This is a genomic window from Bradyrhizobium sp. NBAIM01, from assembly GCF_020194115.1.
Lineage (GTDB): Bacteria > Pseudomonadota > Alphaproteobacteria > Rhizobiales > Xanthobacteraceae > Bradyrhizobium > Bradyrhizobium yuanmingense.
Map to the genome: position 1 here is coordinate 70,814 of NZ_JADYVU010000021.1, position 12,747 is coordinate 83,560.

9 protein-coding genes are annotated in these 12,747 nt (G+C 64.2%); 2 read left to right on the top strand and 7 right to left on the bottom strand.

Features of this window, described 5'->3' with window-relative positions; translation table 11 throughout:
- Positions 1 to 48: 48 nt before the first annotated feature.
- The 4 genes from dusA to I6F31_RS34315 all read right to left on the bottom strand — a co-directional run bounded on the left by dusA (position 49) and on the right by I6F31_RS34315 (position 6,545).
- A complete protein-coding gene (dusA, locus tag I6F31_RS34300; RefSeq protein ID WP_225126024.1) occupies positions 49 to 1,035 on the bottom strand; it encodes a tRNA dihydrouridine(20/20a) synthase DusA in 987 nt (328 codons plus the stop codon).
- Positions 1,036 to 2,287: 1,252 nt separating this feature from the next.
- Positions 2,288 to 3,586 carry a lysine N(6)-hydroxylase/L-ornithine N(5)-oxygenase family protein gene (locus I6F31_RS34305; protein ID WP_225186879.1) on the bottom strand — a complete coding sequence of 433 codons (1,299 nt, stop codon included), beginning with the start codon at positions 3,584 to 3,586 and terminating at the stop codon, positions 2,288 to 2,290.
- Positions 3,587 to 3,608: 22 nt separating this feature from the next.
- The gene (locus tag I6F31_RS34310; RefSeq protein ID WP_109144159.1) at positions 3,609 to 4,670 is read right to left on the bottom strand and encodes a GNAT family N-acetyltransferase; all 1,062 of its coding nucleotides are present in this window, start codon (positions 4,668 to 4,670) and stop codon (positions 3,609 to 3,611) included.
- A gap of 177 nt (positions 4,671 to 4,847) precedes the next feature.
- Positions 4,848 to 6,545 carry a cyclic peptide export ABC transporter gene (locus I6F31_RS34315; RefSeq protein WP_225186880.1) on the bottom strand — a complete coding sequence of 566 codons (1,698 nt, stop codon included), beginning with the start codon at positions 6,543 to 6,545 and terminating at the stop codon, positions 4,848 to 4,850.
- A 294-nt stretch (positions 6,546 to 6,839) separates the two neighbouring features.
- On the opposite strand from I6F31_RS34315, the gene I6F31_RS34320 reads away from it, so the two are divergent.
- The gene (locus I6F31_RS34320) at positions 6,840 to 7,901 is read left to right on the top strand and encodes a siderophore-interacting protein (protein WP_225186881.1); all 1,062 of its coding nucleotides are present in this window, start codon (positions 6,840 to 6,842) and stop codon (positions 7,899 to 7,901) included.
- Positions 7,898 to 8,749 (top strand): ATP-binding cassette domain-containing protein, encoded by an 852-nt coding sequence (locus I6F31_RS34325; RefSeq protein ID WP_225186882.1) that lies wholly within the window; start codon positions 7,898 to 7,900, stop codon positions 8,747 to 8,749. The genes I6F31_RS34320 and I6F31_RS34325 overlap by 4 nt, the downstream gene beginning before the upstream one ends.
- A 6-nt stretch (positions 8,750 to 8,755) precedes the next feature.
- Here I6F31_RS34325 and fhuB read toward each other — a convergent pair whose 3' ends face one another.
- The 3 genes from fhuB to I6F31_RS34340 all read right to left on the bottom strand — a co-directional run bounded on the left by fhuB (position 8,756) and on the right by I6F31_RS34340 (position 12,743).
- On the bottom strand, positions 8,756 to 10,762 hold the full coding sequence (gene fhuB / locus I6F31_RS34330; protein WP_225132813.1) for a Fe(3+)-hydroxamate ABC transporter permease FhuB: 2,007 nt from the start codon (positions 10,760 to 10,762) through the stop codon (positions 8,756 to 8,758).
- Positions 10,749 to 11,585, bottom strand: coding sequence for an ABC transporter substrate-binding protein (locus I6F31_RS34335; protein ID WP_225186883.1), 837 nt, complete (start codon positions 11,583 to 11,585; stop codon positions 10,749 to 10,751). Before I6F31_RS34335 ends, fhuB begins: the two co-directional genes overlap by 14 nt.
- A gap of 177 nt (positions 11,586 to 11,762) precedes the next feature.
- Positions 11,763 to 12,743: an alpha/beta hydrolase gene (locus I6F31_RS34340; RefSeq protein ID WP_036022205.1), complete on the bottom strand. Its 981-nt coding sequence runs from the start codon at positions 12,741 to 12,743 to the stop codon at positions 11,763 to 11,765.
- Positions 12,744 to 12,747 lie beyond the last annotated feature (4 nt).

Below are 12,747 nucleotides of genomic sequence, written 5' to 3' on the forward strand. Positions count from 1 at the left end.
CTTTTCGGAAAACCGCTGCGCACTTTTCCGGATCATGCTCCCGCTCATTCAGGCCGCCTCAGCCGGCGCGCGGGCCCCGACACACGTAATCGCCTCGCGCAGCACGTCGAGACCGGCGCCGGGCTTCACACCCTGCTCGGCCAGATGCCGGCGGAACGCACGCGCGCCGGGCACAGCATGAAATGCGCCGACGAAATGCCGCGTGATCGCGTGCAGCCGCGTGCCGTGCGCGAGCTGCTCTTCGATGTAGGGCATCATCGCCTCGAGCGCGTCCTGCATGGTGGCGTGCGGCGCCGGCCCTCCAAAGATTTCGTGGTCGACCGCGAGCAGCCGCCACGGCTCCTGATAGGCGGCGCGGCCGAGCATCACGCCGTCGACATGGGCAAGATGCGCCTTTGCCTCGTCGATGCTCCGAACGCCGCCGTTGATGATGACGGGCACATCGGGCATCGCGCGCTTGAGCCGGTAGACGCGATCATAGTCGAGCGGCGGGATATCGCGGTTCTCCTTCGGCGACAGGCCGTTGAGCCAGGCCTTGCGGGCGTGCACGATCAACGCATCGCTGCCCGCGGCGACCACCGCACGCGCGAGCGCATCGAGCGCGACCTCCGGATCCTGATCATCGATGCCGATGCGGCACTTCACCGTGACGGGAACGGCGACCACGCGCTTCATCGCGTCGACGCACCTCGCCACCAGCTCCGGCTCGGCCATTAGACAGGCGCCGAAACGGCCATCCTTCACACGATCGGACGGGCAGCCGACATTGAGATTGATCTCGTCATAACCGAAGTCCTCGCCGATCCGTGCCGCCGCCGCGAGCTCGCGCGGATCCGATCCGCCGAGCTGAAGCGCCACGGGGTGCTCGACCGCGTCGAACCCAAGCAGCCGCACCCGGTCGCCGTGAATGATCGCGCCGGTCGTCAGCATCTCGGTATAGAGCAATCCCCGCCGCGTCAGGTGACGGTGGAACACCCGGCAATGCCGGTCGGTCCAATCCATCATGGGGGCCACGGAAAAGCGATGAGACAACATATGGATCATATAGACTTTCGAGCCCCCGACGGGAATAGCGGATTTCATGACCGTGCCGGCTCGATGGCACGCTCTGCGAGCCAATCGGCGCGGGGGAAGGCCGGCGCCAGACCAGACGGCAAGCGGTTCGCGGCAGCACGGCGCGGCGCCGCGCTCGAACGCGTACACGTCGAACGCGACCAGCCCGCTGCCAGCGAGTAGCGCGCGAAGAGCATGCTCACTCACGTGGGCCGTCGGGAGATTTGCCTTGATCTCCCGGTACACATGCCGTGGACACGCCCCCTAACCAACATGAGAGATCGAAAGCGAAATCAAGCGCGCTATTGCAGCGCAGGCTGCTCCAATCACGTCGCCATGCAGCAAATCTGTGCAGCGTGGTTGCGCCTGATCAGATCAGGCTTCGCCACTCGGCCGTCCTTACCTCGCTTGTAGCGGGCCGCGAGGATTGGCGTACGCCGCGGCGCTACACCAAGCTCAAGCAGCAGCTCGCCCGCGAGCACTCGGGCGAGCTCGCTGGCTTCGACAGGGAGCGCCGGTCCAATGCACAAGCTCGTGAGACAGCGTCTGAAAACAATCGACCTGCTTTGCGCCCACGCATGTACCGCCTTAGCCACCAGCTGCCCGCGTGAAACGCGAGGGCAACGCCGATAAGGGGAGAGAACGAACGTTTCCTTTCCGAACGGAAGAACGTCGGAACGCAAAGCGGCAGATGACGCTATCGAGACTCTCATTCACGTCGCGCATGCGGTGTCCGTGAAAGGCCATCCAGTTCTCGATGCGACGCACGCCTGAACGTCCCAAGCCCGGCTGCGCCAGGAGCTCGGTCTTGGTGTGAAGCGACGCAATCTCGAGGAGGTAGTGCATGCGCGTCACGGGCTCTCTGCCAACCAACGCCGCAAGCGGACTGTGAACTAAAATGCCTGCAATTCGCTCAGGGAGAAGGCTTTGCCCCTGCTTGGGAACGAGAGCTTTCCTCACGGTCAATTCCAGCTAAACTTTCAGACGTTCCAAAGATCGTTCTAAGAACTCCTCTAGCAAAGCAAATCGGCGTTGTCTCACACGTACACGCTGCGGTTGATATCGATTAGACAGGTTCTAGATCGGGGAACCCCCAAAACGACAGCGGAACACGCCTGCAGGGTGACCGTGAGAACGCCGGCTATTGTGTAATGAGAACGGGACGATTCGTGATGCGCTTCGATCTCTCATCCGCGCGAGGCTTTTGGAGCTGCGATCTCTCCCGGATCGTGTTCTAGGCGATGAGTTCCTGGCGCGAGATTGTCGAGAGCAGAGACTCCGCAATCTCCTGCGACCGCACGGCAATCACCGAAAGCAGCGTGTCGCTCAGACCGTGAGAGGATTCCGAATAGCCCTGGAGGTGGATCTGCGGCCGGAACGCCGGATTGGTCACGAGCCGGTAGTTGCGATCCGGTGCCGCATCGCGAATGTAGCGGCGGATCGGTTCGAGAAACCCGTGCGGCGTATCCCTATCGTATCCCGTCGCCAGAACGACCACGTCATAGGTCGAACGACGGTTTTCGCCGCGGAACTTGTCGATCACGCCGATCTCGATGCCGCCCGGTCCCGCATCCACATTGGTAATCTCGCTGCGGGGACGCAACATGACCCTTGTGTCGCCACCGACGCGCTGCTGGTAGAGCAGCCGATAAAGCTGGTCCAGCAGGTCGGCGTCGACAACGGCGTAGTTGGTGTTCCGGAAGTTGCGGACGATCGCATCCCGCCGCTCGGCAGGCTGCGCGTAGACGAAGTCCGTATAGTGGGGGTTGAAGATCTCGTTGACGAAGGGACTGCTGTCGGACGGCTTGAGAGCATGGCCGCGGAAGATCAGGTCGATATGCGCTTCGGGACATCGGCCATGAAGATCGACCGTTACCTCGGTCGCGCTCTGTCCGCCACCGACGACGGCCACGCGCACGGACCGGCCGCGCGGGACAACGCGCTCTATCAGGTCGAGATAGCGGCTGGAATGCAGCAGCCTGCGATCGTCGGTAACCTTGGCAAACACCTGCGGAACATAGGGCTGGCCTCCAACCGCGACCACGAGATTTCGCGCCAGCCGCACGGTCTCCCCGCCGGCGAGCGAGCGCGAATGCACCCGCAACGACGTCACCGTCTGCCCGGCCGTCACCGGCTCGACGGCGACGATGGTCTCGCCGTAAGCGGCCTGCGACTTAAAATGGCTCGCCACCCACTGCAGGTAATCGTTGAACTCGACCCTGCTCGGATAGAACGTCCGACAGTTGATGAAATCCAGTAGGCGGCCGCGCTTATGCAGGTAGTTCACGAAGGTGAAGGGACTGGTCGGATCGCGCAAGGAGACCAGATCTTTGAGAAACGATATCTGCATGTCGCTGCCCGGAAGCAGCATGCCGCCATGCCAGGTGAAGTGCGGCTGCTTCTCCACGAACAGCGGCGTGCATTTCAGCCGTGATCGCTTCGCGCACTCGTCCAATGCGATGGCGAGCGCGAGATTGGAAGGCCCGAATCCGACGCCAATGACGTCGTGCTCGATCGCAAGTTGATGGGACATGAAGCCGCGCTCCGCTTGCGCTTTAAGACGAGACCGTTGGGCCGGCGGCTGCCGGAAGCCAAAGCCGATCGCCGAAGAAGCGCTCGCGCAACAGCATGACCAGGGTCGCGCGCTTATGGGGAAAGTTGAAGTTCTTGATCCTTGCGAATCCCGAGCGCTCGAGATTGCGAAGCTGCTGCGTATGCGCCGCCGCCGGCTCCCCGACGATCCGCTGCGTGCGGCAATCGTCGAGGAACATGTAGTGCATCAGAGACGGCAGCCACGCGCTGATGTAACGAGCGCCGCGAAAAGCGTCCTCGCCCACGACCACGTGCCATCCCCGGTCATAGTCGTCGGCATCATAGAACGGCGCAATGCGATTTTCCTTGGCCCAATAGAGCTCGAAATAGCCGAACGGCTGCTCGCCGAAGCAGCCGATCAACGGCAGCATATGAGGATCGGCCAGAATGCCGGCCAGATATCGCCGATGCTTGTCGAGATCGCCCGCCTCGTTCCAGAATGCATCGACGCGAGGATCGTTCATCCAGCGGTGCAACAAATGGAGGTCATTCTCGAGATCGGCCACGCGAAACGAGATGACCTCCGACAGCCAGGGAATAAAACGACCGTACACCTTTCCCGCCGGCTTTGCGGCGCGGCGCGGATGGCGCTTGCCGTCCGTCATGACGTGGAGTTGCGGCAATGGCGGTCGTCCGGGGTTGACCAGCCAGTTGTCCCGCCGCTGCATCACCAGTTCGGGCGGCAGCACCAGTCGCCCCTCGGACATGATGGCAAGACCACTCTCGGTCAGCTCTCGTGCAAGCGGCGCTCTTCCAGCGAAGTCCAGAACGAGCCGATCGGCGCCAGGTCGCCAGGCAAACAGCGCCTCGGCGGACGCCGACACCGCCCGTGCCGCAACCTCGCGGTCGTCCGAGGCATTCAGGATATCGAGGTGATCGACGCGCTCGCGCAGACGCAGTTCCAACGCGGTCACATCGGCGGCGACGACGCGAAGGCGATCGCCCTCCTGGAAAACGGTCTGAGCGGAATATGGGCCGACCGGGAACGCACGAGGTCCGGTCCCGGAATCCGAAGCCTTGTTCATCCGGCCCTCGCATCTCGATCATCGTTGAGGCGTGGTGTAGATCACTCGCCTACAGGCTGACAAGGAATGCGCGCACACGCAGATTAGATTCTCTACAAATCTGACGGCCTGTCGCAAAACGGGATCGTATGCCGTCATTTGTGCGACAGATGGCGCCAGCGGCTCGCTACAATGTGTCTAAAGCGGCGCATCGGTTGGAACTGCGGAAGGCCCAGCGACGTTGCTGGCCCTTGCCTCGCTTGCGAGGATCTTGCCGTCGCGCAGCCGCACCAGATGATCCGCAATCCCGAAATAGCGATCATCGTGTGAAATCACGATGATGGTCTTTCCGAGACGCTTCAGATCGGGCAGCAGCTCCGTATAGAAGATGTGCCGGAACGCCGGATCCTGATCCGCGGCCCATTCGTCAAACACGAGCACGGGTCTTTCCTCCAGCCATGCATTCATCAGCGCCAATCGCTTGCGCTGTCCGGTCGACAGGTCCGTCGTCGTGAACACGCCGTTCTCGACCGAGACCTTGTGCGCGACCTCCAGCCGCTGGAGATAGCGTTCCGCCACATCAGGAACCACGCCCTCTCCACGAATGAGATCCTCAAACAGATAATAGTCGGAGAAGATGGTCGTGAAGAGCTGGCGGTAATCGTCGCGTGTCTCCGTCAGGACCGGCGAACCGTCGCGCAGCACAGCGCCGCCATGCGGAGCATAAAGGCCCAGTAACAACTTGATCAGGGTCGTCTTTCCGCTGCCGTTCTGCCCCACGATGAAGACGATGTCGCCTTGCCGAACGAGCAGATCAACCGGCCCGAGGACAAAGGGATCGCTGCCCGGCACGGCGCGAAAGGCATAGGTGACGCCGCGGAGCTCGATGGATTCGATGGTGGTCTTGGCGGGCGCAGCGGGAGCACTGGTCAGCAGATCGTGCTCGGGGCTCGAAAACTGCTCCGAGAGCTGCGCAATGCGGCGCATCGCGACCTGGGCGCGGCCGAGCGCCGGCAGGATGCCGATGACCTGGTCGATGGGCCCGCGCATAAAGAGCAGCACCAGCACGAAGCCGCTGGACACCGCAGCGGGACTGTCGGGCCACAGGAACGGTCGCAAGGTCAGCGCCACGCCGATCACGACGAAGAACAGCATCGTCCCGAAGGCCCGCGCCGTCACGAACAGATTGATCGACCTGATCTGCACCAAGCTGATCCGGTCGACGGTCTGCTGGAGCTGCTCGACATAGACGCGCCGACGGCGCACCCGATTGAGGCGCAACTCCTTGGCACCTTCGGCGATCGCGCGATACTGCTTGTGCAGCTGATCTTCGGCCTCTCGCGCGGCGCTGAAGCCGCGAACGCCGCGCGTCCTCGCATATCCATGCGCCAGCGATCCCAACACGATGACGACTCCCGTGATCAGGAAAAGCTGCCAAGACAGCACCGCCAGGTAAACCATGCAGCCGAGCGCGATCACGAGCGACACGAAAAAGGACGAAAAGAAGAACGCGAAATCGCTGATCGTGTCGACGTCCTGCGTGAGAACCGGGATCAGGCGATGCGTCCGGTAGATTTCGAGCTGATCGATCGGCGCAGCCAGAATTTTGGCGGCGAGCGACTTACGAAGCTCGGCGATGATCCGCTGTCCGACATAATTTGCGCTGATGTCGGCGCCAATGGAACCGATCAGGATCAGAAGGCACAGGCCAGCGAAGGCGAAAAACAGCGTTACCACGTCGGCCTGCGTGGCATAAAGCCCATGATTCACGACCGCGAGCAACGCCGCGACGGAGGCACCGCCGACCACTCCCAGAATGCTGCCGCCGAGCACGAGTGGCCAGTAAGGCCGCAGGAGCTGCAGGATCTGCGTCGTCAGGCCGCTTCGTGAGTTCATGATGAGAGCCGCGCTGGAGGAGACCTGAAGCGAACCGATATGGCCGGACAAGCCGTGCCGAAGTGATGCGAATACATGATGGCGGCCCCGCAACTCCAGCGCTTATTTTCGCTGCTCTTTCGATGGATTCTAATTTGGGATCGGCAATGCCTTTAATATGATGCGGGTAGTATCGCTTTTGCATCGCAGCCGGCGAGCGAGCAGGATTTATGATCCAGAGCCGTGCCAGGCCGCGACATCCGAACATTGAAGCGCTTGTAAGCCGGCATCGGACAGGCCCGGTGGAGAATGACTTTGGACTTGCTGATCTCCGAAACCCGCATCGCGCTTCCCGATGCCGCCGGCCTCGCTGCGCGGATGATCGACCATCTGGCCGAGCATGACATCGCGTTCGAGGACCGGGACGGCCTCATGGTCGCGAAACTGCCGTTCGGCACCAGTTCCCTCGCCGTCGAGGCCGAAGTGCTCAAGATCCGCGTCGAGGCCGACGACAAAGGCAATTTGGAAATGCTGCGTTCGGTCGTCGCCTCGCATGTGATCGAGTTCGCGGGAGACATTGCCCCGACCATCATTTGGTCCGGTCATGAATCCAACGGCGGCACGCTGGCCAATTTCCGTGAAGTGCGGCTGAAGGCCGCGATCACCCTGACGCCGCACATGCGGCGGCTGACCTTCACGGGCGACGATATCGCCCGTTTCGTGAATGACGACGATCTGCACGTGCGGCTGTACTTCCCGCCCGAGGGCCTCGCCAAGCCCGAATGGCCGTGGCCCGCGCCCGACGGACGTATCCTGTGGCCGGAGCCAGACCGCAGGCCCATCACCCGCTATTACACGATCCGCCGCATCGAGTTGCAGAGCCGCGAAATCGACATCGACTTCGTAGTCCATGATCATGCCGGGCCGGGCTCGGCGTTCGCCGTCAACGCGACGGCCGGCGCCATCTGCGGCATGGCTGGCCCGCTCGGCCGGGGCATTCGTCCGGCGCGCTGGATGCTGCTGGCGGGCGACGAAACCGCCCTGCCCGCCATCGCGCGAATTCTGGAGACGCTGCCGGCGACGGCGGCGGGTGAGGCCTTTATCGAGGTCGCGGATCGGCGCGAGGAAGTTCCGCTGGTCGCCCCGGCCGGGGTAGCAATCCGCTGGTTGCATCGCGAGGGCCGTCCAGCCGGGACGACGCAGCTCCTGGTCGACGCCGTCAAGGCAGTGCGATGGCCGGACCATCGGGACGTCTTCGCCTGGATCGCGTGTGAGGCGCAGGCGCTGAAGACCCTGCGCAACCATCTGCGCGATGAGCGAAAGCTTTCCCGTGACCAGCTTCTGGCCGTCGCCTATTGGAGCCTACGCCAACCATGACGATCCAACACGCGCAGACGAGCGAAAGGACGCTCGCCTTGCCCGACGTCACGCAGGCCTCACTGGAAGCGCCCGCGCCCTTGTTCCAGCTCGACCAGGTCGGCTTCGCCGTGGCCGGGCGCGCGCTGCTCGAACCGCTGACGCTATCCCTTCCCGCACGCAGCGTCGTCGGGCTGATCGGCCATAATGGCTCCGGCAAATCGACCTTGCTGAAATTGTTGTCGCGCCAGCAGCCGAGCTCGTCGGGAACGATTCGTTTCGAAGGCCGCGCACTGCGCGCCTGGAGCGATCGGGACTATGCCCGCAAGGTCGCCTACCTGCCGCAGCAGACGCCGCCCGCCGCCGGCATGCTGGTCAAGGAGCTGGTCGCACTCGGTCGCTATCCCTGGCACGGCGCGCTCGGACGGTTCGGTGACATCGACCGCGAGAAGGTCGCAAACGCCATGGCGTTGACCCATATCGAACCCTTTGCGGATCGCCTGGTCGATACGTTGTCCGGCGGCGAGCGCCAGCGGGCGTGGATCGCCATGCTGGTTGCGCAGGATGCCGATTGCCTGCTGCTCGACGAGCCGACCTCGGCGCTCGACATCGCTCATCAGATCGAAGTGCTGTCGCTGGTCAGGCAGCTCGCCCGCGAGCGCAATCTCGGCGTGGTCGTGGTGCTCCACGACGTCAACATGGCCGCCCGCTTCTGCGACGAGATCATCGCGCTGCATTCCGGGAAGCTGATCGCGCGCGGCACACCGGACAAGATCATGACGCCGGCCGAGCTCGAAACCATCTACGGCATCCCCATGGGCGTGATGCCGTCGCCGGACCATGGCCATCTCATCAGCTTCGCGCGGTGAGCGCCGTCAGCCGCGCTGCGGGCGCAGCAGCCAGATGAGATAGGGTCCGGCAAGCATCATGGCGAAGATGCCGGCGGGCATCTGGAACGGGAAGATCACCATGCGTCCGGCCCAATCCGCCGTGACCATCAGGATCGCCCCGATCAACGCGGCCAGCGCCGCCTGATGCAGCGCGCGCTGCGCCCCCATCATCCGTGCCATATGCGGCGCGATGAAGCCGACCAGGCTCAGAAGACCAACCATCAGCGTGGCCGTCGCTGTCAGCAACGCCGTCAGCAGCATGATGATGACGCGGCTCCGCGTCAGCGAGATGCCGATCGAACGCGAGGTCGCAGGCCCCAGCGGCAGGATATCAAGCCAGCGGGACAGCATTGGCACCATGATCAGCAGAACGAGCGCCGCGGCGGCGAGGATTGCGGCCTCGGCCGGGCCGATCTGGTAGAGCGAGCCTGTCAGCAGCGACAGCAGCGTGCCGATGCGGGGATCGCCGGTCGCCAGCGCCATGGCAATGATCGCGCCGAATGCCGCGCTCATGGCGACGCCTGCCAGCAGCACGCGCTCCGGACTGAACTCGGACCGCCGGCTGAACAGCAGCACCAGCGCCAGCACAATGAAGGCGCCGATCCCGGCCGCTGCAATCTGCTCCAGCCGGGTGTGGGCGGGAAAGAGATAGAGCAGAACGATCACGCCCATCGCGGCGCCATAGCTGATGCCCATGACCTCCGGCGCGGCCATCGGGTTTCCGGTCATCCGCTGCAGCAGCGTGCCGGCGACCGCCAGCGTCGCGCCCGCGGCCAGCGCCGACACCACGCGCGGCCAGCGCCACGGCCAGAATTCCTGCAAGCCCGACAGGCCGCTCCAGCGCCAGCCGTCGGAGCCGACCCCGAGGCCGAGTGCGATCCAGACGGCAAGCAGCAGCAAGACGAACGCGAACAGGATCACGCGCCAGGGATGATCGAGCCGCGCCGGAACGGATGGCGTGAGGTTTCCCATCGGCATGGCGGCCCGCAGCCGCGGCAGCAGCACGAGCAACATTGGCGCGCCGATCAGGGCCGTCACCGCACCGGCCGGCATTTCGCGATAGCCGGGCGGGATCAGAAGCACGAGCTGATCCGTCAGCCACAGCAGCAGGGCGCCGCAAAGTGGCGCCCAGATCAGCCGGTCGCGAAAGCGGCGCGCGCCTGACAGCATGACGATGGCCGGCGCGGACAAACCGACAAATCCCATGACGCCGACCACGCTGACGACTGACGCACTGAGCGCGATCGCGATGACGAGCGCGAAGACCCGGGCCCTCGTCAATCCGAGGCCCAGATTGCGCGCGGTCTCGTCGTCGAAGCCGAGCAGGGTCAGCGGACGAACCATCGCCGCGATCAGCACGATCGAAATCAGCAGCCGCGGCGCCAGGAACGTGACGTTGCTCCAATCCTGCTGATTGAGGAAGCCGGCGCCCCAGATGAACAGACCGATCAGATATTCGTGGTTGAGCAGCACCAGCGCCTGGGTGGTCACCGCGCAGTAGTAGCTGACGATCAATCCAGCGAGCACCAGGAGGACGGGCGACAGCGCACGCTTCCAAGTCAGCCCGAACACGCAAAGGAACGCAGCGAACCCGCCGCACAGCGCAATCCACTCGCGGCCGAAGGCCAGCAGCGACGGCGCCCACAGCGTCGTCACGGCCAGCGCAAGATAGGCGCCGTTCAGGACGCCGATGGTGCTCGGCTCCGCAAGCGGATTGCGCAACACCTGCTGAGAGACGGTGCCGGCAAGACCGAGGGCTGCGCCGGCCAGCAGCGCCACTGCGATGCGCGGAAAAACGGTGTAGTGCACGAGCATCTGTTGGGGATCGGTGACCTCGGGCCGCCACAGCACCGGCAGCCAGGCGCCGGCGGGCAGATATCCGGACAGGTTCCGCCAAGTCAGCGCGGCCGCGGCTGCCAGCAGCAAGCCGATCAGCACCGCCGGATGCATCTCCAAGCCGGACCGGGCCGGCAGTGCCTCAACCTTGCTCATGGCTTTCCCGCGGCAGACGTTCGGCGAGAACGCGGGCGAAACGTTCGGCCGCCGGCACGCCGCCATAGAAGAACTGGTTACCCAGGACCGTCAGCCGATGCGACCGAAGAGACGGCAGGGTTTGAAGCACAGGGCTTGCCTTCAGCAGCGCTTCGACATCGGCGACCCGCGAGGTCATCAACACCAGCCGCGCGTCCGGAACCGCGGCGAGCACTTCGAGCCCAACACTGGTATGGCCCCATGGGCCGCTCTGTCCCGTCCAGGCATTCTTCAATCCGCACCGATCGAGCACCTCCTGATAGAGGCTGTTCGGTCCGAACACGAGCGCGCGGTTGCGCGCGATCTCGCTGACGAGATAGAGCGGCTTGCCGCCGCGACCCTGGAGCCGCTCACGATAGCCGGCCATGGCGACGTCGAAACGGGCGAAATAGGCTTCGCACGCCGACTGCACTCCGAGACGTTTGGCAAGCTCCAGCGTCGAATGGCGCGCCGTGTCGAGAGGATGCCCGCCGGGTCTGAAGATCGTAAACGTTTCGACCGGCGCGATCAGCTTGAGCCGGGGGACGGCGGCCGCAATGCTGGGGTCGATGACGATGATGTCGGGCGCGAAGCTCTGCAGCAGTTCGAGATTTGGCTCCGAACGCAGACCAATTTCCTGAACCGCGGACGGAACGGGCGGCTCGACGACGAGCCGGCCATAGCGCTCGATCTCCGGAATCACCAGCGGCACAACGCCGAGCGCCAGGATCGTCTGGGCACAGGCCCAGCCGAGCGCGGCGACCCGGGGCCCGGATTGCGATCCAGCGGTTTGGGCAAACGCCATGGGCCATGGACCCGCAAGGGCCGTGCCTCCGATCGCTGCGCCCGCGCCGAGGAGCGCACGGCGGGACAGCCTATGGTCTGGAATAGACGTGCTCATGGGATCCGTTCAGGCGCCTCTCGCAGAGAGGCCGCGAGAGATGATGATCATGACATACTTTGGCTCACGCTGCATTCCATGTCAGGCCGCCTTTTCGCCAGCGGCGAGAAAGGCCTTGGCCAGCGCCCGCCCGATCGCCGCCCGCGCCTGCAAGGCATCGGCCACGACATTCCCCATGCGAAGGAATTCATGGATCATGCCGGGATAAACGTGCAGATCGACGGGAACACCGGCCGCCGCCAAGCGGGCTGCATAATCGTTTCCCTCGTCCACCAGCGGATCGAACTCGGCGAGGACGATGCATGCGGGAGCGAGGCCCGACAAATCATCCGCTGCGAGCGGTGCGAAACGCCAATCGTCGCGATCCGACTCGTCGCGGAGATATTGCCGGAAGAACCAATCGACGGTGCTACGCTCCAGAAGATGGCCGGTACCGTAGCGCTCGTAGGATGCGGAGCTTTGTCGGGAGCTGAGACCGGGATAAGCGAGAACCTGAAGCACCGGCGGCGGAAGGCCCGTGTTTGTCCTCGCTTCGATCGCGAGCGCGGCGGCAAGCGTTCCGCCGGCGCTGTCGCCGCCGACGGCGACCCGGCGGGGATCGAGCCCGATCGCGCGGCCCTCGAGGCCGATCCAGGTCAGCGCATCGACTGCATCCTCGAAAGCGGTCGGAAACTTGTGCTCCGGTGCGAGCCTGTAGCCGACCGACAGCACGGCCGCACCGCTGTCCTCGGCGAGGCCGCGGCACAATGGCTGATGCGAATCGAGGCTGCCGACGACGAAGCCGCCGCCGTGCATGTAAAGAAGAACAGGAATGGGAGTGCGTTCGCTCGGCTGCGCGCTCGCATAGAGCCGCGCCTCGATGATCGCGCCATCCCGCACCGGCAGCGACAAACGCCGCTCGTAGGCGAGCGCCGGCGGATCGACGTCGAGCAGGGGCGAGGACGCATCGAAATCGGCCCGCGCCTGCGCAGCAGTCAATTGCGGAAACGGAACGCGCGCGCCGCTTTCGGTGCCGGCCTGCACCATCTCGAGCAATGCCGCGATATCTGGATCAAGACTCAAAGAC